Raw genomic sequence first — 22,624 nt, 5'->3', positions numbered from 1 at the left:
TTCGTGGTGTGATTTCCGTATACTGCGGCGCCTTTCCCGCCCGCGGACAAGAGCGAACGGCCATGGCGATCTGGATCGCGACCCTGCTGGGGATCGTACAGGGTATTTTCATGTTCGTGCCGGTGAGTTCAACCGCGCACCTGGTGCTCACCCAGCACTGGCTGATCGGCCAGGGCCACGAACTGCCGCCGCCCGAAAGCCCGGAGATGATCCTGTTCGATCTGGTGGTGCATGTGGGCACGCTGGTGTCGATCGTCTATGTGTTTCGCCGCAGCCTGTGGCAGCTCTCCGGCGGCATCCTGCGCGAGAGCTGGCAGTGGGCCGCGCGGCGCGGCGAGGCGCGGCGCGAGATGCTGTTCTTCCGCCTGGCGATGCTGTGCGTGCTGTCGGTGGCCGCGACCGCCGCGGTGGGCTTTACCCTCAAGGCGGCCTTCGAGCAGGTGTTCGCCAACCCGGTGCTGATCGCCGGGACCCTGACCCTGACCGGCGTGCTGCTGTGGTGGACCGACCGCCTGAGCCGGCGCCCGCTGGGGCTGCGCAGGCTGAACCCGCGCATCGCGACGGTGATCGGCGTGGCCCAGGGCTTTGCCCTGGTGCCGGGGCTCAGCCGCAGTGGCATGACCATCGTGTTCGGCCTGTTCAGCGGGCTCAAGCGGCGCTGGGCGGCGGAATACAGCTTCTTCCTCGCGATCCCGACCATCCTCGCGGCCACCGCCGTGCAGTCGCTGGACGTGTTCAACCACGACGGCCTGGGCGATCTGCCATGGTCCGCGCTGATCACCGGGTTCGTGGTCTCCGCGGTGGTCGGCGTGGTGTCGCTGAAGATGGTGCTGTTCTTCCTCTATCGCTCCAGCCTGAAGGTGTTCTCCATCTATGTGTGGATCCTGGCCTTCCTCGTGCTGTTCGGGTTCCTCGATACCGGCGTGATGTACGGCCACTGAACCACCGCGTCACTCCGGCCCGCGCAGCACCGTGAGCGGTGCCTGATCCAGCACCCGCCGGGTTCCCAGCCACCCGGCCAGTGCGATGCCGAGGGTGCCGCCGCCAATCCCGTAGACGAACGTCATCGGGTTGATGCGGTAGTCGAAGTCGAACACCTGCCAGGCCAGCAGAGCCCCGATCGCGGTGGCGATGATCGCCGCCAGCAGCCCGGCGAGAAAGCCCAGGGTTCCGAACTCGGCCAGCAGCGCGTTGCGGATGTCGCGGCGCCGTGCGCCCAGGGTGCGCAGCAGCGCGGCCTCGCGCCGGCGGACGTCGCGGGTTGCCTGGACCGCGGCGAACAGCACCGTCAGTCCGGCCACCAGGGTGAACAGGAATACGTACTCCACGGCGCGCGTGGCCTGTTCGATGATGTCGCGCACGCGCTCCAGGATCGCGCTGACATCGATCGCGGTGACCGCCGGGAAATCGCGCAGCCAGCGGCTCTGGGCGTCGTGCATGTCCTCCGGCAGGCGGAACGCGGTGATATAGGTGCGCGGCTGCTCGCCCAGCAGGGCGGGAGCGCCGGTGACGAAGAAGTTCACCCGGAAGCTGTCCCAGTTGACCTCGCGCACGTTCGTGATGGTCCCGCGCACCGCGCGTCCGCCGATGCGGAAGGTCAGGCTGTCGCCCAGTTCCAGCCCCAGGCGTTCCATCAGCCCGGCCTCCACCGAGAGCCCGTCGGAATCCGGCTGGTCAAGGGTCCAGTGGCCTTCCACCACCGGGTTGTGCTCCGGTGGCTGTTCCGCGTAGGACAGGTTGAACTCGCGGTCCAGCAGGCGTCGGGTGCGCTCGTCGTCGAAGTCCTCGGGACCCACCGGCAGGTCGTTGATGGCGACCAGTCGGCCGCGGATCATCGGGTCCATCTGCGGACGTTCCAGCCCGGCCTCGACCATGCGTTCGGCCAACCGGTCCTGCTCTCCCGGCTGGATGTTCACGTAGAAGTGGTTGGGCGCATCCTCGGGGATGCTGGCATCCCAGGCCTCCAGCAGATCGACGCGCACGATCGCCAGCAGCAGCAGCGCGAGGATGCCCACGCTGAAGGCCACCAGCTGCACTGCACTGAGCCCGCCGCGTCGCGCCAGATTGGCCAGGCCGAAACGCAGCGCGATGCCGCCGCGGTCACGCAGCGGGCGTACCGCCAGGACCAGGGCCGCCCCCAGCAGGCCGAGGATCAGCAGGGCCCCGGCCGTGCCCAGCAGGACCCACAGGGCGAGCTGCGCATCGGCCGCCTGCCACCAAAGCAGGGCGCCGAAGGCCGCCACCGCCAGCCCGCCCGACAGCCACACCGAGGCCGAGGGCAGGCCGATGTCGCGGCGCAGCACCCGCAGCGGCGGGACCTGTCCGATGCGCAGCATCGCCGGCAGGGCGAAGCCGGCGGCGGTGATCAGGCCGACGCCCAGTCCGGCGACCACCGGTCGCAGGCCGGGTGCGGGCAGATCGGCGTCCAGCCAGTCCCCGAGCAGGGCGGCGAGCACGAACTGCGCGGCGAAGCCGATGGCCAGCCCGATCAGCGAGGCGATCAGGGCGACCAGCAGCACACGCCCGAAATACACCGCCAGCACCCGCCGCGCACTGGCCCCCAGGGCGCGCATGATCGCCGCCGAGTCGGCGCGGCGCTGGGCAAAGTGATGCGCCGCCACCGCGATCGCGGCCCCGGCCAGCAGCACGGCCATCAGCGACGCCAGGCCGAGGAAGCGCTCGGCGCGCTCGATCGCCGCGCGCAGCTCCGGACTGGCGTCCTCCAGGCCCTGGACGCGCTGCCCGGATTCCAGACGTGGTTCCAGCCACTGTTCGAACCCGGCCACCGCGTTGTCCGCCCCGCGCAGGTGGAACTGGTAGCGCACCCGGCTGCCGGGGCCGATCAGTTCGGTCGATTCCAGGTCCTGGTAGGCGAGCAGCAGCCGCGGTGCGAGATCGGTGAGCGCACTGCCGCGGTCGGGTTCCAGGGTCAGGACCGCGGTGATCTCCAGATCCCGGCGTCCGACGGTGACCGTATCCCCCGGTTCCAGACCGAGGTCGTTCAGCAGGCTGCTCTCCAGCCAGGCCTCGCCGGACTCCGGTCCCTCGGTGACGGCCCGTTCCCGGCCCTCGGCATCGCGGATGCGGGCCTCGCCCACCAGCGGCCAGTCGGGACCCACCGCGCGCAGGGAACTCAGTCGCGAGCGGTCCTCCGCGCCGAACAGCACCGAGGGCAGGGCGGCCGTGCGTACCTGTTCCAGCCCACGTTCCCGGGCTTCTTCCACCCACTCGTCGGGGATCGGGTCGCGCGCGACCACCGACAGGTCCCCGCCCAGCAGGGAGGCCGCCTCGTCGGCCATGCCGCGGTCGACGCGGTCGGTGAAGAAGCCGACGGCAGCTACCGCGGCCACTGCCACCACCAGGGCGGCGGCCAGTACCCGCAGTTCGGCCGAACGCCACTCCTGGCGGGTGCCTCGCAGCCATCCCCGCAGCTGGCGCAGCGGATGATGCAGTCCGGACGCCGGACTCATGCCAGGACCCCGTCCTGGATGCGGATGATGCGGTCGCAGCGCTGCGCCAGTTCGGGGTCGTGGGTGACCAGCAGCAGGGCAGCGGGGACGTGGCCGGGTTCGGGATCGTCGGTGAGGGCGAACAGGTGTTCGATGATGCGTTCGCCGGTGCGCCCGTCGAGGTTGCCGGTGGGCTCGTCGGCGAACAGGATGGCCGGCCGGTCGACGATCGCCCGCGCGATCGCCACGCGCTGCTGCTCGCCGCCAGAGAGCTGGTGCGGATAGTGGCGCGCGCGCTCGGTCAGTCCCACGCGCTCCAGCGCCTCGTGGGCGCGGCGGGTCAGCTCCGCGGCCGGCTGCTGCGCGTGTTCCGGGTTGAGCTCCAGCGGCAGGAGGACGTTTTCCAGTGCGGTCAGGGCCGGCAGCAGCTGGAACGACTGGAACACGAAACCGACCCGTCCGGCGCGCAGGGCCGCGCGGCCGTCCTCGTCCAGTTCGCTGATCGTCTTGCCCAGCAGGCGAACTTCTCCGCCACTGGGGGCGTCAAGACCCGCGAGAAGGCCCAGAAGGGTCGACTTGCCCGAGCCGGAGGCGCCGAGGATGGCGACCGTCTCGCCCGGGTTGACCGCCAGGGACACGCCGCGAAGGATGTCCAGCGTGCCGCTGGGACCCTCCACCCGCTGGCGCAGGTCCGTGGCTTCCAGTACTGCTTGCGAGGATGCATCCATGTCGCGTTTCCCGTTGCTGGTCTTTGGGTATCTTGCCCTGCTGTTGAGTCTTCCGCTCGCCGCGAATTCCCCGCCGGCGGAGAATTCTGCCCACAAGGCCCCGGAGGACGACACCCATGGCCTGCTGGTGTTCGGCGATTCGCTCAGCGCGGCGTGGGGCATGAGCGAGGACGAAAGCTGGGTGGCCCTGCTGGAAGATCGCCTCGAAGCGCGGGATGGCCACTGGCGGGTGCACAACGCCTCGATCAGCGGCGAGACCACGGCCGGCGGCCGGCAGCGCCTCCCGGACGAGCTGGAACGCGTCGAGCCGGATGTCGTCATCCTGGAACTGGGCGGCAATGATGGCCTGCGCGGGCTGGCGCCCGCCGCCATGCGCGAGAACCTCGAGGCCATGCTGGATGCCATCGACGCCGCGGGCGCGAAGACCCTGTTGCTGGGCATCCGCATTCCGCCCAACTACGGTCCCCAGTATACGGACCGCTTCGAGGCGGTGTTCCGGGACCTGGCGGAAGAACGCGAGCTGGCCTTCGAACCGTTCTTTCTGGACGGGATCGCCGACGACGAGGTGATGATGCATGACGACGGGATCCATCCGTCGGCCGAGGCGCAGCCGCAGCTGCTGGAGAATGTCTGGCCGGAACTGGAACCGCTGCTGGAGCAGGTCGAAGCCCGGGAAACGCTGAATGGCAACCGGGACTGAGGCACCGGTTCAGTCTTCGGGGCGCAGTTCCTCGCGGCAGCGCTGCAGCACCTCGGCCGGGATCAGCGCGCGCAGCACCGGGTGCAGATCGGGTTCCACCTCGCTCAGCAACGGCAGGGTCCGCACCCGGGAATGGCGCGACAGCGGATCACCGTACTGATTGGTCTGGATGCTGCGGTCCACGCCGGCATCCATCAGCGCGATGCCCGGCTGACCGCCCGGCCCCTCGTCGAGGATGTCGACCAGTTCAACCACATGTCCGTCCACCTCGCCACGCACCCCTACCAGCGGGCACAGCAGATCGATCAGACGGCCGGTTTGCTCCGAGTTCAGCTTCTCCATGACCGTACATTAGTTCGCCGGCGCGCGGGGCGCCACCCCGTGCCGCCCCGTTAAGTTTGAATCGCACCCGATGCGAGCGGAATGGCAGGAGCCTGCTTGCAGGCGAACCGGGCGGCGTTTTCGACATGCTGTCTGCCACGCGTATAATCCGGTTTCCCGCCCGCGTCTCCGTAGCTCAGCTGGACAGAGCAACCCCCTCCTAAGGGGTAGGTCGCAGGTTCGAATCCTGCCGGGGACGCCATCTTCCGGTTTACCCGTCGGTTCCCAGTTCGGCCAGGAACCGCCGCAGCTTCTCCTCCTCGGACAGATCCCCGTAGAGCACGGAGACTTCGCCATGGGTGTCGGTCTTCAGCAGTGATGGCGTGGCGAACACCGACTGGGTGATGCCCTGTTCGGGCTGTTCTAGAAGATCGACCTCCTGAGGTTGCATGTCGGAGCGGCCGATTTGCTCCAGCATTCGGGCGAGGTTGGCCCGCGCGCGCTGCGAGCGGGGTGCCGATCCGGTTACGAAGAGGGTCAGCACGGGGATGGAGGCTTCGCGATGGTCCTGATTCTCGTTCAATGCTGTTTTCCTCCGTCGGCATGCTGACCTTCTTTGAAGGGTTCCGGATCGTGATCCGGGTCCCGGCGGCGGCGGATTTCTTCGTGATAATCGTGTTCCAGACGATCCGTCTCGCCGCTTGTCCGATCCAGGTGGTCGCGTTCGGCCTCCAGGCGCTGTTGTTCTTTCTCCGCCTGCAGGATGCGCTGTTCCAGGTCCAGGCGCCGACGTTCGCGTTCCAGCTGTCGCTGGCGCTCCCGCTCCTGATCCTCGCGTTCCTTCATCGCGCGCGCCGTCCCCATCAGCACCTCCGAGCCGGATGCGTAAACATCCGCGAGGTCCAGTCCGCTGTCGGACAGGATTAGTTCGCGCTGCTGATTGGAGTGAGCCGAACCGCGCGATTTCACGATGGACAGCGACCGGTTACGTTCGCCCCCGCGTTCGTTGTAACCGACGACAATCCAGGTATCGGCCAACGTGGAGACATGGCCCAGGGTGGCTTCTCCCTCCGGGTCCTCTACACCGCTCAGTGCGGTCAGGACGGTGGTGATGCCGCGTCGCCGGGCCAGATCGGTCAGCTGCTCGGTCGCCAGATGGGCGCCTTCGGTGGCACTGGCTTTCAGCAAGGCGGAGACCGGATCGATGATCAGACAGTCGGGAGCGAATCCGTCGATGAGGCGTCGCAATGCGAGGAATTGTTCGGTGACGCTGGAGGCGTAGGCGGAAAAATCCTGAAAATGGACGACCCCGCGGGCGATCGGGGTGGCCAGGTCGATCCCCACCGATGTCAGGTTGCGCACGTAGGCCGATTCCAGCTCATCGAAACTGATGTACAGCACGCGTCCGCCTTCCCTTGCCCGGGTCTCTGCGAAGGTACCCGCCAGGGTGCTCTTGGCGGTCCCGGGGCGACCGGAGATCAGCAGGCTGGAACCGCGATGGATGCCGCCATCCAGGAGGCTGTCCAGACGCGGGATGCCGGTGGTCAGCCGTTCGCTGCCGGCCGCTGGCTGACCGATCGGAGGGGCCTCGTGGTAGGGGAGCTGGATGCCCTCGCCATCGATCAGCATTGGCATTTCGTCGGCGACATGGTCGCTTCCCCGATACTTGGTAATGCGCAGTGAGCGGTTGAGCTTCTGCTGGACCACGCGCGCCGACAGCAGCAGGCTCGACGACAACAGGAACTCGATGCCCTCCAGCCAGGCCGGTGCGGGGCCGTCACCCCGTGCCTTGCCGGTGATCAGCACCGCCTGACCGTGGGTCTCGCAGTGATCGTTGATTCGGCGGATCTGCTCGATGGCGGCATGCGGGTTTGGCTGGAGCTGCAGGAGCTGGTCGATGCCGTCGAAAATCACCCAGCCTGCATCGCCGTCGGCCGCGGGCGTGACGGCACTCAGCAAGCCTCCCATGTCGAATTCGCCGGCCGCCTCGGCCCCCGGATGCGGGCGTGCGTCGATCAGCTGCCAGCGTTCGGAGTCCAGCAGCCCGGCGCCCCAGTCGAACGAGGCGGCGTCGCGCCGCACCTGCTCGGGCGATTCCTCGAAGGTCACGAAAACGCCGCGTTCACCCTGTTCCACCGCTCGGGCCAGGATCTGCAGACACAGCACGGTCTTGCCGGCGGCGGGTTGGCCGAGGACAAGCGTCGCCTGGCCTTTGGGCAGGCCGCCGCGAGTGGCACGGTCGAGCCCGGCGATGCCGGTTTCGAACTTTTGCAGTGTGTTTTGGGGTCGGTCCATGCGGACTCCGGTTGTTCAGGTCGATGGCGGGTGAGTGCTGCCCAGCGGCAGGCGCCCTCGCTGCTCCAGCAACCAGCGGAAGTCCTCCGCTTCCAGCGGCATGCTGTAGTAATAGCCCTGTCCGAAGGGGCAGCCCATTTCCAGCAGGGCCTCCGCAACCTGCGCGGACTCGATGCCTTCGGCAATGACTTCCGCATCCATCGCCCGGGCCAGTGTCACCACCGTCTCCACGATGTGGCGATGGAAAGGTTCGTCCAGCAGATGGAACACGAAGCCCTGGTCGATCTTGATCTCGTCGAAGGGATATTCCTTGATGTAAAGCAGCGAGGAATAGCCGGTGCCGAAATCGTCCAGGGACAGGCGCACGCCCATTTCATGCAGGACGCGTATCTGTTGCAACAGGGCGGGAGACTGCCCGATGAACACCCCTTCCGTAACCTCCAGTGCCAGTTCCTCGGGGGCGACCCCCGATTCTTCAAGGATGCTTTGCACGCGTCGTGCAAAGTTGCCGACCTCGAACTGCGTCAGCGACACGTTGACCGCCACACGGACCGGTTCCAGGCCCGCATCGCGCCATTCGCGCAGATGCTGGCAGGCCCGCGCGAGCGCCCAGTCGCCCACTGCGGTGATTTGCTGACTCTGCTCGGCCAGGCTGATGAACAGGTCCGGCGGGAGCAGGCCGCGCTCGGGGTGATTCCAGCGCAGCAGCGCCTCGCAGGACACCAGCCGGCCACTGGCCAGGTCCACCTTGGGCTGGAAGTGGAGTTCGAGCTGGTCCTCGTTGAGGGCCTGACGCAGATCGCGCGTGAGGTCGATGCGCTGCTGGGTTTCCTCGAGCAGTTGACGGGTGAACGCCGACCAGAGCTGGGAGGCCTCGGCATGGTTGCGGAACTGGGCGAGCTCCGCCTCGTGCAGCAGATCCTCCGCCGTGCGACGCCGGGTACCCATACGAGTAAAGCCCATGCGAATCGCGACCTCGAACTCCGCGCCGTGCATCGCGAAGGGCGCGGTCAATGCGGCGTGCAGCTCGCCCAGCTCGAGTTCCGGCGGCTCGCGGGGTTCGGGGAGGAAGACAACGAATTCGTCGCCGCCGATCCGGCCCGCCAGGCCGTGGTCGCCCCCCTGTCCTTTCAGACGCTGCCCGAATTCCTTCAGCAGCCAGTCGCCGGCCTCGTAGCCGTAAGACTCGTTGATGTCGCGCAGTGCCGCGATGTCCGTGATCACCAGGATACCGGCCGGATGCCAGTGCTCCCCATCGATCCGTTCCTGCAGCGCCCGTTCGAAGCCAGAACGTGACAGCAGTCCGGTCAGGGCGTCCTCGAAGGCGAGCCGGCGAAGTTGCTCCTCGGCCTTCTTCAGGGAGGTGATGTCCTGCTTGATCGCCACGTAGTTGATGACCCGACCCTGTTCGTCCTTGAGCGGCGAAATGACATCCTGTTCCCAGAACAGGGTTCCGTCCTTGCGCCGGTTCTGGATCTCTCCGGTCCACGTCTCCCCGGCGGTGATGGTGCCCCAAAGATCCCGATAGACCTCGTCCGGCGTGTTGCCGCTCTGGATCCGGGCCGGTGTCTGGCCCAACAGCTCATCTCTGGAATAGCCGGAGACCCGTTCGAAGGCCGGGTTCACGTATTCGATTTGGCCTTCCAGGTCGGTGACGGCGACCGCCGCCGGGCTCTGCTCGATAATGTGGCGGAACCGGTGGAGCTGGCGCTCACGTTCGCGGTGGCGGGTCAGATCCTGGAAGGCCCCCTGGGCCCCCACGATGCGGCCTTCAGCATCAAAAAGCGGTTCGCCCAGTGCACGTACCCATTTGCGCTGTCCTTCGGTGTCAATGATGGCCAGCTCTTCGTCGTAGGGGAGCCTCCGTTCGATGCAGTCGTTGAACAGGGTGCGGATCCGGTCGCGCGACTCGGGCGCGTAGAAGTTGATCCCCTCCTCGATCGGCGGGGCGTAACCCGCTGGCATGCCATGGATCTCGGCGACCACCGGTGACCAGGCGATTCGCCCGTCATCGAGATATACTGACCAGCCGCCGACGCGGGCGATCTGGCCGGCCATCTCGATCAGGTGGGCCTGGCGTTGCAGTTCGTTCTCGGCCGTACGCAGGTCGGTGACGTCGGTAATGACCGCTCCCGCCCGCTGTTTCCGGTCGAGACCAGGGCCAAGCGGATAGTAGTTCACCCGGAGTCGACGGCGCTGGCCATCGGTCGTGGTGCGCTCGGTCTCGTACCTCACAGTCTCCCCGCCCAGGCAGCGATCCAGACAGGGTTTGACCGTTTGCTCGAAATAATCCGCGCCCAGTATTTCGGGCAGTGAACGCCCCACGAGCTCCCCGTCAGTCAGCCCGTAATGTTCGCGGTAGGCGCGGTTGGCCCATATGTAGCGGTAATCGGCATCGGCGATGCCGCACAGATCTTCGCTATTTTCCAGGAGGTCGTGGAGGTGCTGGAGGAGCTCCTTCTGCGCCCGCAACTGCGCGGAAGTCTCCCCCGAAGAGTGGAGCATCCGGCGGAGCGTCGCTGCGAGATCGGTTTTGTCTGCCTGCTCTCCGATGGGCACCAGGGCCTGCGAGGCAGCCTGCCGGTACTCTTCCAGCCTGATTTTTAGCGTTCGTTCGGAGGCCTTCATGCGGCGAAACAACAGCCGGAAAGCGAGTGCCGCGAGGACGCCGGAAAGGGGACCGGCGATCAGTGCCGTGAGCAGGCACACATCAACGCTGGCAAGACCGTCCGGGATCAAGATGGCCGCTCCGGTGCGGCGCCGTCGCTGAAACGTGCGTCTATGGAGGTCGTAAAGCAACGGGGCATCGCTGCGTGGGTGACGTCAGCCGGGTGACCCGGCTCCTGCAGGAGCTGGCAACGGTTGCGGGTCATTTTGCTACAAACCTTGTATGAGACCTGTGTCACAACATTACAGGACCCGATGCGTGACCGTCGAGTCACTTCCACGTTGGCGGTGGACGCATTGCAGGGTTGGTAGCCCACAGATCCATCCTGCTGCTCTGTGATTGGTTTCACCGCCGGCCGGTTTCTCTCGTGCCTGCGGGGATCCTGAGCGGGTCTGCGTCCAGAATGACACTGGACGCAAGATTTCTGACTACACTCCAGAGGAATGACCTTCGTGCGGGGTTCGCGCGAGGGCCGTGCAACCACGTCAAGGAGCGGTTCATGAACAACAGCTTTGCCCCCATCCAGACTCGTCCGCTGTCCGCGGATACCGCCGTGCTGCGTTGCGACGGTGTCCTGGCGCCGCGGGTGACACCGGATTCACCGGCGGATCGCGCCATGACCGATCTGCGCAAGGTGCCGGCGGTGACGACCATGGCGGACATGCGGGCCGACGAGGCGCTGCAGCGGATGATCCACGCCGGGGTCCGTCTGTTGCTGGTGGTCGATGCGCAGGACTCGGTGAAGGGTGTGGTGACGGCCCGCGACATCATGGGCGAGGGCCCGGTGCGGGCGGCCCAGGAAGAGGGGATCCCCCGCGAGGCGGTGGAAGTGAAGCACGTAATGAGCAGGGTCAGCGAGCTGGAAGCGATGGATCTGGACAAGGTCGAGCATTCGCGAGTGGGCGACGTGGTCCGGACCCTGAAGAAATCGGGTCGTCAGCATGCCCTGGTGGTGCTGCGCCGGGATGATGGCAGCGAGGCCGTGTGCGGGCTGTTCTCGGCCACCCAGATCGGGCGCCAGCTGGGGGTGGATGTGTCCCCCGAAGGGCCGGCCCAGTCGTTCGCCGAGCTGGAGCGGTCGCTGGCGTCCTGAGCCGTCGGGGCAGGGGCGGAGGCCTCTCAGGGGCCTTCGCCGCGCCCGTTGCCGCCGTCTGCGTAGGGGTAGCCCGGCGCCTCGAGGTCCTCCTGAAAGGTTTCGAGGCGTTCCACGGCGATGTCGGTGCGGTGGAACTGGGCGATGTGGAAGACCGCGTCGCCTTCGTTCACCAGGGGCAGGCGCAACTGGCCGATCACGATCCCCGATACCGGGGCGCGGATCTCGGTCTCGCGTTCGCCGAACGGGTCGGAGACGATCGCCAGAAGGGTCTGGTCGCGGGTTACGCGGTCCCCTTCGCGCACGAAGATCCGCAGGATGCCGCTTTCCGGTGCGCGTACCCAGCTGGCGGAACGCGCCATCACTGGCTCCTTGCGCCGCCGCTGGCGGGGCGGCGCCGGCAGCATGCCCAGATAGCGCATGACCTCGATGATCCCGTGAACCCCGCCGCGGATGGAGAGCTCGTCGAAGCGCAGGGCCTCGCCGGCCTCGTACAGCAGGATGGGGACCTGCCGCTCCGCGGCGGCCTCGCGCAGGGAGCCGTCGCGCAGGGCCGAGTTGAGGATCACCGGTGCGCCGAAGGCCTGCGCCATCTCGCGGGTCTCGCGGTGGTCCAGGTTGGCGCGGATCTGCGGCAGGTTGGAGCGGTGGATCGCGCCGGTGTGCAGGTCGATGCCGTGGGTGCTGTTGTGCACGATCTCGCGCATGAACAGGCGTGCGACCCGGGCCCCCAGCGAGCCCTTGCGGGATCCGGGGAAGACGCGGTTGAGATCGCGCCGGTCGGGCAGGTAGCGGCTCTGGTTGATGAAGCCGTGCATGTTGACCACCGGCACCGCCAGCAACGTGCCCTTCATCCGCCGCAGGGCCGGCACCTTGAGCAGGCGCCGGATGATCTCGACGCCGTTGATCTCGTCGCCGTGGATGGCGGCGCTGACGAACAGCACGGGCCCCTTCTGCCGGCCGCAGACCACCTGCACCGGCATGTGCGCCGGGGTATGGGTGTACAGGCTGCCGACTTCCAGTTCGACCGTGCGCCGTTCGCCCGGCTGCACGGTGGTGTCGCCCAGCGTGACCGGGCGGTTGCGGCGGGCCCGCGGCAGTCCGGCCATTCAGCCGCGACCCTTGGTCTTGGTGCGGTTGGGCTTGGCGTTCTTCTGGATGAAATCGATGATCATCCCGGCGACGTCCTTGCCCGAGGCGGCCTCGATGCCCTCGAGCCCGGGCGACGAATTGACCTCCATGACCACCGCGCCGTGATTGGAACGCAGCAGATCGACGCCGCACACGTTCAGGCCCATCACCTTGGCCGCGCGCACCGCGGTGGCGCGTTCCTCCGGGGTGATGCGGCAAAGCGCGGCGCTGCCGCCGCGATGCAGGTTGGAGCGGAACTCGCCTTCCTTCGCCTGGCGCTTCATCGACGCGACGACCTTGTCGCCGATCACGAAGCAGCGGACATCCGCCCCTTTCGCCTCCTTGATGTATTCCTGCACCAGGATGTGCTGCTTGAGCCCCATGAATGCCTGGATCACGCTTTCGGCCGCCTGCTTGGTCTCGGCCAGCACCACGCCCAGCCCCTGGGTGCCCTCCAGCAGCTTGATCACGCAGGGGGTGCCGCCGACCGTGTCCAGCAGGTCCTCGATGTCGTCCGGCGAGTGGGCGAAGCCGGTGACCGGCAGTCCTATGCCGCGGCGCGACAGCAGCTGCAGGCTGCGCAGCTTGTCGCGCGAGCGCGAGATGCCCACCGATTCGTTCAGCGGGTAGACGTTCATCATCTCGAACTGGCGCAGCACCGCCGTGCCGTAAAAGGTGATCGAGGCCCCGATGCGCGGGATCACCGCGTTGAATTCATCGAGGATGTCGCCCTTGTAGTGGATCTGCGGGTTGTGCGCGGTGATGTTCATGTAGCAGCGCAGCGGGTCCACCACCCGCACTTCGTGCTCGCGTTCCTGGGCGGCCTCGACCAGGCGGCGGGTGGAGTAGAGCTTGGCGTTGCGCGACAGGATGCCGATCTTCATGGGGTTTCCCGGGGGCTGGTTGCGGGTTCGTCGTCGTGGTCCTGCTGCAGGTTGTCGGGCTGCTCCGGGGGTTTCCCCAGGGCGAAGGATGCGCCGGGGTCGACCAGAAACCGGCCCCGCATCGCCTCGCGCCCGAGCAGCATGCGAAACAGCATGGTATCGCGAGCGGTCAGGGACAGATCTACCGGCAGCAGCGATTCCCCGATGCGTACGGGCGTACGGATGAAGTAGCGGTCGCTCTGGTGGCCACCGGAATCGGTGACCGGGCGTACATCCAGCACCGGGGCCTCGCACCAGGTCTCGGTCGTGCTGTCGTGCTGGCGCGGGTGCATGCCGAAGCGGACCCACTCGCATCCGTCACGTTCGAAGGTTTCGATCGCGAACGCGTGCAGCGCCGAGCTGCGCGCGCCGGTGTCGACCTTGCACTTGATCCAGTCGAGCCCCAGTTCCGGCAGCCCCACCCACTCGCGCCAGCCCAGTACCGGACGGGTCTTCATCCGCCCCTCGGGGGCCCGATTTCCGGGTACAGCCGATTGCAGTACATCAACGTCTCCTGATGAAGTCCATGTGAGCTGTGGGGATCGGTTTGCGGCCCGGCCGTCAGGTGCCTAAATTGCGCGGCTTCGGAACGGGGGAGATCACCATGACGCAACGTACCATCGGGAAGACGACGCTGGCCACGCTGCTGGCCCTGCCGGGCGCGGCCCTGGCCCAGGACGAGGCCGTGGAGCTGGCACCGGTATCGGTCACGGCCACCGGCTATGAGACCCTGATCGAGGATACGCCGGCATCGGTCACGGTCATCGACCGCGACGAAATCCGCAACCGCCCGGGGGTGGGCGTGGGAGACCTGCTGCGCGGCGAGGCGGGCCTGGCCACCGCGGTGGACGGTTCGGTGGGGCAGGACCCGATCATCCGCGGGCTCAAGCGTGACCAGGTCCTGGTGCTGGTGGACGGCGTGCGGGTCAACGCGATGCAGCCGCCGGCGCGCGGCTCGCTCGCCTCCTACGTGAACATGGACCTGATCGAACGCATCGAGATCGTGCGCGGCCCGAGTTCGGTGCTCTACGGTTCCGGCGCGATGGGCGGGGTGATCAACATCATCACCCGCAGCGGCGATTTCACCGAAGAAGAGGAGATGAACGCCTGGAGTCGCCTGGGGTACAGCTCGGTGGATCGCGGACTGCGCACGGCGCTGGGCGTGACGGCCTCCAACGAACGCCACGTGCTGGACTTCTCCACCGCCTATCTGGATACCGGTGACTACCGCATGGGCGACGGTGACCGCCTGGACGACAGCGGTACCCGCCAGGAGGCCTATCACCTGCGTTATCGCACGCGCCTGACGCCGGATCACGAACTCGGTTTCCGTGCCCAGCGCGACGAGCGCGAGGACGTGTGGTATCTGGCGTCGCGGACGTTCAACCCCATGGATCCGGCCAACCTTGATCCCAATGATCCGGATGAAGCAGCTCTGCGGATGCAGGCGCCGCCTCAGGGGCTGAATACCCATTACACGCCGACGCAGACCCGGGATCTGCTGGAGGCGACCTACCAGGGCGATTTTGGCGGGGCCTGGGCGCCTCGCGTCGAGGCCTCGGTGTACCGTCAGGAGCTCTCGCGCGGCAACTACGACTGGAGCCATGCGCTGGGGCGGGACTACCGCGTCTCGGACACTGATTTCACCACCGACGGGGCGCGCATCCAGACCGAGCTGTTCCCGACCGACAACCAGATCCTGCTGGTCGGCGCCGAGTACTGGCGTCTGCGGGCCAGTCCGGATTCCTATATCGGTAACGTGAACCAGGATTTCCGGCCGAATGACGATGACGCGCTGTTCATGGATCTGATCGACGACGGTCAGATCGATTCGCAGGGCGTGTTCGTGCAGCACGAGACCTTCCTCGATGCCGGCACCCTGAACTTCGGGGTGCGCTACGACCGCGTGGAAGGCGATGCCGATGCCGTTTTCGGTGCTGACGGGGATCTGCGGAAGGTGGATCACAACCTGAGCTGGTCCGCCGGCTTCAACTGGGACCTGCGCGAGGAGGTCAATCCCTATGTAAGTCTGTCCGAAGGCTACCGTTCGGCCAGCCTGATCGAACGGTTCCTGACCTACCCCTACAGCGACGGCAACTTCTGGCAGGCTGATCCGCAGCTGGATCCCGAGCGCAACCGGACCCTCGAGATCGGGGCGCGCGGCAATCTGCAGGGCTTCAGCTACATGGTCTCCGCCTACGAGAGCCGGATCCGCGACTACATCGGCGGCGTGGTTCCGGAGGCGGGCCAGCGCCAGACGGTCAACCTCGACGAGGCGCGCATCCGCGGGGTCGAGCTGCAGGTCCAGCGCCCGTTCACCGAACACGTGACCGGCGAGTTCACCGGCACCTGGATCCGCGGCGAGAACCGCGACAGCCGGTTCGACGAGCCGCTGGCGGAGATGCCGCCGCCGGAGGCCAGCATCGCGCTGCGCCGCTCGGTGGAGCAGGGCTGGCAGTGGGAAGGCCGGCTGCGTGCGGTGGCGCGCCAGGATCGCACGGCGGACCGCTTCACGGATAACACCGAACGCGAGACCTCCGGCTTCGCGACCGGCGACTTGCTGGTGGGCTATCGTTTTCAGCCGTCCGGTCTGCTGCGCCACAACGAGCTGACCTTCCAGGTGAACAACATTGCCGACAAGGCCTACCGCGAGCACGTGACCGGCCAGCGCGAGGATCAGATCGACCCGGCGCGTGGCGCGCAGGAGATCCTCGCCCCCGGCCGCAGCTTCGGCGTGGTCTGGTACGCTGAGTTCTGATCCGGCCCGCGACCGGAGCCGTCATGGATACCGGGGCCGCGGCCCCGCTCGATCAGAGGAAGGAAGATGCGTTTGCGCGTGATCGATTTCGGGCAGCAGCCCGCACTGCGTTCCCAGGCCGTGTACCACGGCGTGGCCGAGGCGATGGGGCCGGACGACGATCCGGTGCTGACGCTGGTAAATCCGGATGATCCCTACGTCTGCGTGGGGCTGCATCAGGAGATCGCCCTGGAGGTGGACGAGGAGTACTGCGAGGAACAGAACCTCCCCATCGTGCGCCGGCATGTGGGGGGCGGCGCGGTGTATCTGGACCGCGACCAGATGTTCTTCCACTTCATCTACCCGAGCGCGAAGGCCCCGCGCATCGTCTCGCAGATCTATCAGAAGTTCATCGATCCGGTGATCCACACCTATCAGGATCTGGGGGTCAACGCGACCTTTCGTCCGGTGAACGACATCCACGTCGACGGGCGCAAGATCGGCGGGACGGGTGCGGCCAGCATCGGCGATGCCACCGTGATGGTCGGCAGTTTCATGTTCGATTTCGACACCGCGACCATGGCGCAGTGCCTGAAGGTGCCGTCGGAGAAGTTCCGCGACAAGCTGCGTGCCGGCATGGAGGATTACATCACCACGCTGACCCGCGAGCTGGGCGAGAAGCCGCCGCGCGAGACGGTGCGCGAGGCATTCCTCAAGCGGATCGGTGAGGAGCTGGACGTGGACGTCGAGATGAGCGAGCCGACGGCCGAGGAGGCTGCCGCCATCGATGAACAGGTGCAGGCCCTGGCGGATCCCGAGTGGACCTATCGCAAGGGGCGCAAGTTCGTGGAGATGGGGGTCAAGATCGCCGCGGGCACGCATCTGACCGAAGGCGCGCACAAGGCGGCCGGCGGGCTGATCCGCGCGCAGCTGATGGAAAAGGATGACGAGATCGCCGATCTCCTGCTGTCCGGCGACTTCACGGTGTTCCCCGAGGACGGCATGGACCGGGTCGCGGAGGCCCTGCAGGGGATCCCGCTGGAGGAGCCGGTGCTGCAGGATGCGGTGGCCACGGCCATGTCCGGAGTGGGGCTGGATGCCCCCGGCATTGAACCTGCGGATGTGGCGGCGGCGATTCTGGCAGCCCGTCACCACGAACCGCACTGAGGAAAGGCTGCGGCGGCCGGTCCGTTTCCGGAGCCGGCCGCCATGGGCGAGCCGTGGCGCGCGGCGTCAGCTGCCCTGCGTCGGGGAGCCGGTCACCGGCGCGGCCGGGCTGTCGACACTGGACATGGCTCCGGCACCGAACAGGTCGCGCATGCCGCCCAGTGATCCCAGCAGGGCGGTGCCTTCCATCGGCACGAACACCCGGTCGCCCTGTTTGGCCAGTTCGGGCAGCATCTCGATGTAGCGCTGCGCGATCAGGTACTGCACGCCGGCCATCGGGTCCTCGGCCTTGCCCTCGAGGGCGGCCATGACGTTCTGGATGGCCTCCTTCTCGCCCTGGGCCACCAGGATGGCGGCCTGTTTCTGGCCCTCGGCCTTGGCGATCTCCGCCTGCTTGTCACCCTCGGCCTTCTGGATCTCGGCTTCCTTGTAGCCCTCGGCCTCGCGCACGGTGGCGCGGCGGTTGCGCTCGGCGACCATCTGCTGGTTCATCGCCTCGCGGATCTCCTGCGGGGTGTCGATGTCGCGGATCTCCACGCGGTTCACCTTCAGGCCCCATTTGTTGCCGGCCTCGTCCATCACCGTCTGCAGGCGCGCGTTGATCTCCTGGCGCGACTCGAAGATCTTGTCCAGCTCCATGGTGCCGATCTCGGAGCGCAGCGAGGTCTGGGCGAGGGTCTGGATCGCCAGCACCAGGTTCTCGGTGCCGTAGACCGCGGCCTGCGGGTCCATGATCTGGTAGTAGAGCACGCCGTCGATCTGCACGCCGACGTTGTCCTGGGTGATCACCGACTGGCTGGGGAAGTCCAGCACGACCTCGCGCATGTCGATCTTGTCCTCGGTGCGGACCACCGGCTGGTCGTTCTTGAAGGTGAGGATCGTGATCGCCCGGGGACGGTCGATGAACGGGATGATCAGGTTCAGGCCCGGCTCCAGGGTGCGGTGGTACTTGCCGAGGCGTTCGATCACCTGGGCGCGGCGCTGCGGGATCATGGTGATCCCCATGCTGAGGAAGACCGCCACGAGGACGGCGATGGCGATGAGGGTGATGAGCGTATTCATGCGGGATTCCCTTCGTTGGTGTGGCTGGAGTGGGTGCCGGGGTCGTCGCCGGCCGGGCGGACCACGGCGGTGATGCCCTGGAAACGCTGGATGCGCACGGCGTCGCCTTCCTGCAGGGTCTGCTGCGGATCCTCGGGCCGGGCGGGGTAGGCATCGCCCAGCACGCGCACGCCGAGCCCTCCATTGTAGGGTTCGAGGTGCAGGATCTCGTTGCGCACCCGGGGGTCATCGGGCGGCCCCTGCTGCGGGCGGCCGGCCCAGCGGCGGCCGACCCAGAACGCCAGGGCGCCGGCCAGGATCATGCCGACCACGCCGGCGCTGAGCTGGCCGGCCAGTTCGGCACCGAAGGCCGCGGCCACCATGGCACCGAGGGCGCCGCCGGCCAGTACAAGGGTGATGCCGCCACCGCCCGACATCAGCCCGCCGAGGATGGCGAGGTCGATGATCAGGATCAGCAGGGCGGCGAGCAGCCAGATCTGCCAGGGATCGAGGGCCCCGGCCCAGGAGGCGATGTCGGCCATGATTCGGTTCCTTCCGTTGCGTGGTTCGACCCTGCCCGACTCGGCGCGGGCTTGCAATGCATGGTCACGGTCCCGAGTGGATGCCCGCGCCCCGCACGGGCTGTCATACTCAGGGTTTGCGATGGCCGGAGATAGCAGATGGCGGACGGGGAACGCCTGCGGCGCTTTGATGCCGAGGACTACAACAAGGAAGGCGTGTTGCGGCGCAAGGTCTATGAACGCGAGCTGCGGCGACTGCAGGTGGAGCTGGTCAAGCTGCAGCGCTGCGTGAAGGCCGAAGGCCGCCGCGTGGTGATCCTGTTCGAGGGCCGCGACGCGGCCGGCAAGGGCGGGGTGATCAAGCGCATCATGGAGAAGAGCAACCCGCGCATCGTGCGCACCGTCGCGCTGGGGAAACCCTCGGACCACGAACGCGGGCAGTGGTATTTCCAGCGTTATGCCGCGCATCTGCCCACGGCGGGCGAGATCGTGCTGTTCGACCGTTCCTGGTACAACCGGGCCGGGGTCGAGCGGGTGATGGGCTTCGCCTCGGAAGAAGAGGTGCAGCGCTTTCTCGATGCCTGTCCGACGTTCGAGCGGCTGCTGGTGGAAGACGGCATCGAGCTGTACAAGTACTGGTTCTCGGTCAGCGAGCAGGAGCAGGAACGCCGCTTTCAGGCGCGGGTGGAGGACCCCGTCAAGCGCTGGAAGCTCTCGCCCATGGATCTGAAGTCCCGGGAGCTGTGGCACGAGTTCTCGAAGGCCAAGGACGACATGCTGCGCCATACCGATACCGCGCATGCCCCCTGGCGCATGGTGGATGCGGACATCAAGCGCCACGCGCGGCTCAACTGCATCGCGGATATCCTCGAGAATATCCCTTACAGCGACCATCCACCCGAGAAACCGGAGCTGGAACCCCGCGTGTGGGCCAACGATCAGGACGCGCGCGGCCCGCTGCTGACCGGCAAATACATCCCCGCACGCTACTGACCCGGCGAACGCGGCCGAGCCGGAAAGCGGCCCGGCTCAGGGCAGTGCCAGGGGCGGCTCGTCCAGGGCGGCGCGCTGCTCGCGCAGCGTGAGGATGTGCTCCTCCCAGAAACGGGGCGTGTAGAACACCGGGAAGCCCTGGACAAAGGCCGGGTCATCCGCGCGCCGGGCGAGCCAGGCGGCGTGGCGCAGGATGCGCAGGGCCCGCAGCGGGGCGATCAGGGCCAGCTCGCGGCGGTCGAAGGGACGAAAGTCCTCGTATCCCTCCAGCAGGTCCAGCAGCTGTCCGGTCATGGTCGGCGTATCCCCGGACAGGAACATCCACAGATCCTGCACCGCGGGCCCGGTGCGGGCGTCGTCGAGGTCGACGAAATGCGGGCCGGCATCGGTCCACAGCAGGTTGCCGCGATGGGTGTCGCCGTGCAGCCGGATCGCCGGGACTTCGCCCAGTATCGGCTCGAAGTCCCGCAGACGCTCGATCAGGTCGGCACTGAGGTCGCGATAGACCGATACCAGCTCCGGCGGCAGATGCTCGCCGGACAGGACATCTTCGCGGGCCGCGGTGGCCAGACCGGTAAGGTCCATGACCTCGCGATGCAGGAACGGGGCGGCGGCGCCGACGGTGTGGATGCGGCCGATGAAGCGTCCGATGCGTTCCAGCACCTCGGGCTGTTCCAGATCGGGACTGCGGCCCCCGCGCTGCGGGTACAGCGCGAAGCGGAAGCCGGCGTGTTCGTGGAAGGTCTCGCCGTCGGCATCGGGCAGGGGGGCGACCACCGGGATCTCCGCCGCCGCCAGCTCGAGGGCGAATGCGTGCTCCTCGCGGATGGCGGCATCCGACCAGCGCCCGGGGCGGTAGAACTTGCCGATCACCGGGATCGAGCGGCCGTCGTCCCCCTCGGTGCCGATCTGGTAGACCCGGTTCTCGAAGGAATTGAGCTCCAGCAGCCGCCCGTCGCAGCGCAGGCCGGTGGATTCCACCGCATCCAGGATGCATTCGGGGGTCAGGGCGTCGTAGGGGTGGCTGCTCATGGCGCGATTGTGACACAGCCGCGACCCGTGCGGCCGCGCACGGGTCGAGCGCATATATTAGGATGACGCCATTCCATCCAGGTCTTTTTCTGCGGAGTCCCACTTGGACAAGGCAACTCTTTTCGGCGTGGTGCTGGGGCTGGCGGTGATCTTCGGCGCCATTGTCCTGAGCGGTCAGGCGGCGGATTTCTGGCATCTTCCGGCGGTGCTGATCGTGTTTGGCGGCACCATGGCCGCCACGTTCATCAAGTTCCCCTTCCGCCACGTGATGAGCTCGTTCCGCGTGGCGGTGAAGACCCTCTATCACCAGGAGGATGACCCCCGTGCCCTGATCGAGCGCACCAAGGAACTGGCGCAGGTCGCGCGCAAGAAGGGGCTGCTGGCACTGGAGGACGAGGAGACCCCCAACGAGTTCTACGCCAAGGCCCTGCAGCTGTCGGTGGACGGCTTCGAGCCCGAGCGTATCCAGCACGTGCTGCGCGAGGATCTGGAGCTGTCGCTGGAGCGTCACGAGACCGGACAGAAGGTGTTCCGGTCCATCGGCGAGCAGGCGCCCGCCTTCGGCATGATCGGAACCCTGGTCGGGCTGGTGCAGATGCTGGGCAACCTGGAGAGCCCGGAAGCGGTCGGCCCCGGCATGGCGGTGGCACTTCTGACAACGCTTTACGGCGCGATCTTCGCGCAGCTTGTGGCTCTGCCCATCGCGGACAATCTGGAAATGCGGGCGCGCTCCGAACACATCACCCGGAACCTGATCGTGGATGCGGTCAACTGCATCCACCAGGGCTTCAATTCGCGCATGATCGAGGAGATGCTGCTCCCGTACCTGCCCAGCAAGCAGCGCGAGAAGGCGGCCGAGGAGCTCGAAAAGCAGGGACAGGCCGAGGGGCAGCCTCAGGGGTCGTCTTCGTAGATGGCCGTGCGCAGGAGCAAGAAAGGCGAGGGCGGCGCACCGCGCTGGATGACCACCTTCGCCGATCTGATGGCGGTGCTGGTGGTGTTCTTCGTGATGCTTTACGCGTTTTCCACCATCGACGCGGAGAAGTACGAGCAGATGGCCGATTCGCTGCGCGAGGTGCTGGGCTCCACCGAGGTGCAGGAGGAAGTGCCCGCCATTCCGGAACCCACCGTTATCGACCTCGAAGGCCGCTCGCCGGAGCCGCGCACCGTCGAGGAGCCGGAACCCGAACCGGAATACCGCGAGCAGGACGAGATCACCGAGGCCCTGCGCGAGGCCCTGCAGGACGAGCTCGAGCAGGGGCTGATCGACATGGCGGAAGACGACGCCGGTATCCTGCTGCGCTTCGAGGAGCAGGCCGCCTTCGAGATCGGTGAAAAGGACCTGAACGTGGACTTCGTGCCGGTGCTGGAACGGGTGGCCGAAGTGCTGGCCGAGACCCCGGGCCAGATGGTGATTGCCGGGCATACCGACGATCTGCCGATCCGCAGCGAACGTTTCCGTTCCAACTGGGATCTGTCCACCGCGCGGGCGGTCTCGGTGGTGCACGTGATGGAGGACACCGGGGTGGAGCCGGCCCGCATGCGTGCCACCGGCCATGCGGATACCCGCCCGCTGCGCCCGAACGTGGATGCCGAAAGCCGCGCCCGCAACCGGCGGGTGGACGTGCTGCTGATGGATGATGACGACGCCGATCCGGGCGGGGGATCGACCGATATCATCGAGGGAGACAGGGGGACGAATGGGCCGGTGCCGCTGGATGAGGCCGTGCCCGAGGCCGACGGAACGCCGGATGGTTAGCCGCGGCACAGGGGTGCCGCCCTGCCGTCGGCACGGGATTCGTGTCGGGGCGGGCAGGGTTCGTGA

Annotated in this window: 20 protein-coding genes and 1 tRNA gene; 9 read left to right on the top strand and 12 right to left on the bottom strand. The window is 67.2% G+C overall.

What is annotated here, in order from left to right; translation table 11 throughout:
* The first annotated feature begins 62 nt into the window (after window positions 1-62).
* Window positions 63-941, top strand: a complete 879-nt coding sequence (locus F787_RS0101845) for an undecaprenyl-diphosphate phosphatase (RefSeq protein ID WP_028491145.1) — start codon at window positions 63-65, stop codon at window positions 939-941.
* A gap of 9 nt (window positions 942-950) precedes the next feature.
* Here F787_RS0101845 and F787_RS0101840 read toward each other — a convergent pair whose 3' ends face one another.
* Window positions 951-3,470 carry an ABC transporter permease gene (locus F787_RS0101840; RefSeq protein WP_028491144.1) on the bottom strand — a complete coding sequence of 840 codons (2,520 nt, stop codon included), beginning with the start codon at window positions 3,468-3,470 and terminating at the stop codon, window positions 951-953.
* Window positions 3,467-4,177 carry an ABC transporter ATP-binding protein gene (locus F787_RS0101835; protein ID WP_019590269.1) on the bottom strand — a complete coding sequence of 237 codons (711 nt, stop codon included), beginning with the start codon at window positions 4,175-4,177 and terminating at the stop codon, window positions 3,467-3,469. The genes F787_RS0101840 and F787_RS0101835 overlap by 4 nt, the downstream gene beginning before the upstream one ends.
* Here F787_RS0101835 and F787_RS0101830 point away from each other — a divergent pair.
* The gene (locus F787_RS0101830; protein WP_028491143.1) at window positions 4,176-4,877 is read left to right on the top strand and encodes an arylesterase; all 702 of its coding nucleotides are present in this window, start codon (window positions 4,176-4,178) and stop codon (window positions 4,875-4,877) included. The genes F787_RS0101835 and F787_RS0101830 overlap by 2 nt on opposite strands.
* 9 nt (window positions 4,878-4,886) lie before the next feature.
* Here F787_RS0101830 and F787_RS0101825 read toward each other — a convergent pair whose 3' ends face one another.
* Window positions 4,887-5,219 carry a hypothetical protein gene (locus F787_RS0101825; protein ID WP_018870782.1) on the bottom strand — a complete coding sequence of 111 codons (333 nt, stop codon included), beginning with the start codon at window positions 5,217-5,219 and terminating at the stop codon, window positions 4,887-4,889.
* A 164-nt stretch (window positions 5,220-5,383) separates the two neighbouring features.
* Here F787_RS0101825 and F787_RS0101820 point away from each other — a divergent pair.
* A tRNA-Arg gene (locus F787_RS0101820) sits at window positions 5,384-5,460 on the top strand.
* Window positions 5,461-5,469: 9 nt separating this feature from the next.
* Here the strand turns inward: F787_RS0101820 and F787_RS0101815 are convergent.
* Genes F787_RS0101815 through F787_RS0101805 form a run of 3 tightly spaced genes read right to left on the bottom strand, consistent with a single transcriptional unit; the run spans window position 5,470 to window position 10,232 of the window.
* Window positions 5,470-5,781, bottom strand: coding sequence for a circadian clock KaiB family protein (locus F787_RS0101815; RefSeq protein ID WP_028491142.1), 312 nt, complete (start codon window positions 5,779-5,781; stop codon window positions 5,470-5,472).
* Window positions 5,778-7,493: an ATPase domain-containing protein gene (locus F787_RS0101810; RefSeq protein WP_028491141.1), complete on the bottom strand. Its 1,716-nt coding sequence runs from the start codon at window positions 7,491-7,493 to the stop codon at window positions 5,778-5,780. The genes F787_RS0101815 and F787_RS0101810 overlap by 4 nt, the downstream gene beginning before the upstream one ends.
* A gap of 15 nt (window positions 7,494-7,508) precedes the next feature.
* The gene (locus F787_RS0101805; RefSeq protein ID WP_028491140.1) at window positions 7,509-10,232 is read right to left on the bottom strand and encodes an EAL domain-containing protein; all 2,724 of its coding nucleotides are present in this window, start codon (window positions 10,230-10,232) and stop codon (window positions 7,509-7,511) included.
* A 428-nt stretch (window positions 10,233-10,660) separates the two neighbouring features.
* Here F787_RS0101805 and F787_RS0101800 point away from each other — a divergent pair, with 428 nt between their 5' ends.
* Entirely contained in the window at window positions 10,661-11,254 is a 594-nt protein-coding gene (locus F787_RS0101800; RefSeq protein ID WP_018869305.1) for a CBS domain-containing protein, read from the top strand.
* Window positions 11,255-11,280: 26 nt separating this feature from the next.
* On the opposite strand, the gene F787_RS0101795 is transcribed toward F787_RS0101800, so the two are convergent.
* From F787_RS0101795 to F787_RS0101785, 3 genes are read right to left on the bottom strand one after another with little or no spacing between them, the layout of a single operon-like run.
* Window positions 11,281-12,363: a succinylglutamate desuccinylase/aspartoacylase family protein gene (locus F787_RS0101795; RefSeq protein ID WP_018869306.1), complete on the bottom strand. Its 1,083-nt coding sequence runs from the start codon at window positions 12,361-12,363 to the stop codon at window positions 11,281-11,283.
* Entirely contained in the window at window positions 12,364-13,269 is a 906-nt protein-coding gene (gene rimK, locus F787_RS0101790; protein ID WP_018869307.1) for a 30S ribosomal protein S6--L-glutamate ligase, read from the bottom strand.
* Complete coding sequence (locus tag F787_RS0101785) at window positions 13,266-13,766, bottom strand: RimK/LysX family protein (protein WP_028491139.1); 501 nt, start codon at window positions 13,764-13,766, stop codon at window positions 13,266-13,268. The genes rimK and F787_RS0101785 overlap by 4 nt, the downstream gene beginning before the upstream one ends.
* Before the next feature lie 146 nt (window positions 13,767-13,912).
* Between F787_RS0101785 and F787_RS0101780 the strand changes: the two genes are divergently transcribed.
* Window positions 13,913-16,066, top strand: coding sequence for a TonB-dependent siderophore receptor (locus F787_RS0101780; protein WP_028491138.1), 2,154 nt, complete (start codon window positions 13,913-13,915; stop codon window positions 16,064-16,066).
* Between the two features lie 66 nt (window positions 16,067-16,132).
* The gene (locus F787_RS0101775) at window positions 16,133-17,212 is read left to right on the top strand and encodes a biotin/lipoate A/B protein ligase family protein (RefSeq protein WP_028491137.1); all 1,080 of its coding nucleotides are present in this window, start codon (window positions 16,133-16,135) and stop codon (window positions 17,210-17,212) included.
* 66 nt (window positions 17,213-17,278) lie between these two features.
* Here F787_RS0101775 and F787_RS0101770 read toward each other — a convergent pair whose 3' ends face one another.
* Complete coding sequence (locus tag F787_RS0101770; RefSeq protein WP_028491136.1) at window positions 17,279-18,274, bottom strand: SPFH domain-containing protein; 996 nt, start codon at window positions 18,272-18,274, stop codon at window positions 17,279-17,281.
* On the bottom strand, window positions 18,271-18,795 hold the full coding sequence (locus F787_RS0101765; protein WP_018869312.1) for an NfeD family protein: 525 nt from the start codon (window positions 18,793-18,795) through the stop codon (window positions 18,271-18,273). Before F787_RS0101765 ends, F787_RS0101770 begins: the two co-directional genes overlap by 4 nt.
* A gap of 138 nt (window positions 18,796-18,933) precedes the next feature.
* Between F787_RS0101765 and ppk2 the strand changes: the two genes are divergently transcribed.
* Window positions 18,934-19,767: a polyphosphate kinase 2 gene (ppk2, locus tag F787_RS0101760; RefSeq protein WP_028491135.1), complete on the top strand. Its 834-nt coding sequence runs from the start codon at window positions 18,934-18,936 to the stop codon at window positions 19,765-19,767.
* Window positions 19,768-19,803: 36 nt separating this feature from the next.
* Here ppk2 and F787_RS0101755 read toward each other — a convergent pair whose 3' ends face one another.
* A complete protein-coding gene (locus tag F787_RS0101755) occupies window positions 19,804-20,799 on the bottom strand; it encodes a serine/threonine protein kinase (protein WP_028491134.1) in 996 nt (331 codons plus the stop codon).
* Window positions 20,800-20,902: 103 nt separating this feature from the next.
* Here F787_RS0101755 and F787_RS0101750 point away from each other — a divergent pair, with 103 nt between their 5' ends.
* Window positions 20,903-21,712, top strand: coding sequence for a motility protein A (locus tag F787_RS0101750; RefSeq protein WP_018869315.1), 810 nt, complete (start codon window positions 20,903-20,905; stop codon window positions 21,710-21,712).
* Window positions 21,713-22,558: a flagellar motor protein MotB gene (locus F787_RS0101745; protein WP_081694065.1), complete on the top strand. Its 846-nt coding sequence runs from the start codon at window positions 21,713-21,715 to the stop codon at window positions 22,556-22,558.
* Window positions 22,559-22,624: the final 66 nt, after the last annotated feature.

It is taken from the genome of Thioalkalivibrio sp. ALE19 (assembly GCF_000428605.1).
Taxonomy (GTDB): Bacteria; Pseudomonadota; Gammaproteobacteria; order Ectothiorhodospirales; family Ectothiorhodospiraceae; genus Thioalkalivibrio.
The sequence above is the reverse complement of the archived record's forward strand: the minus strand, read 5'-3'. Positions and strand labels throughout refer to the sequence as shown.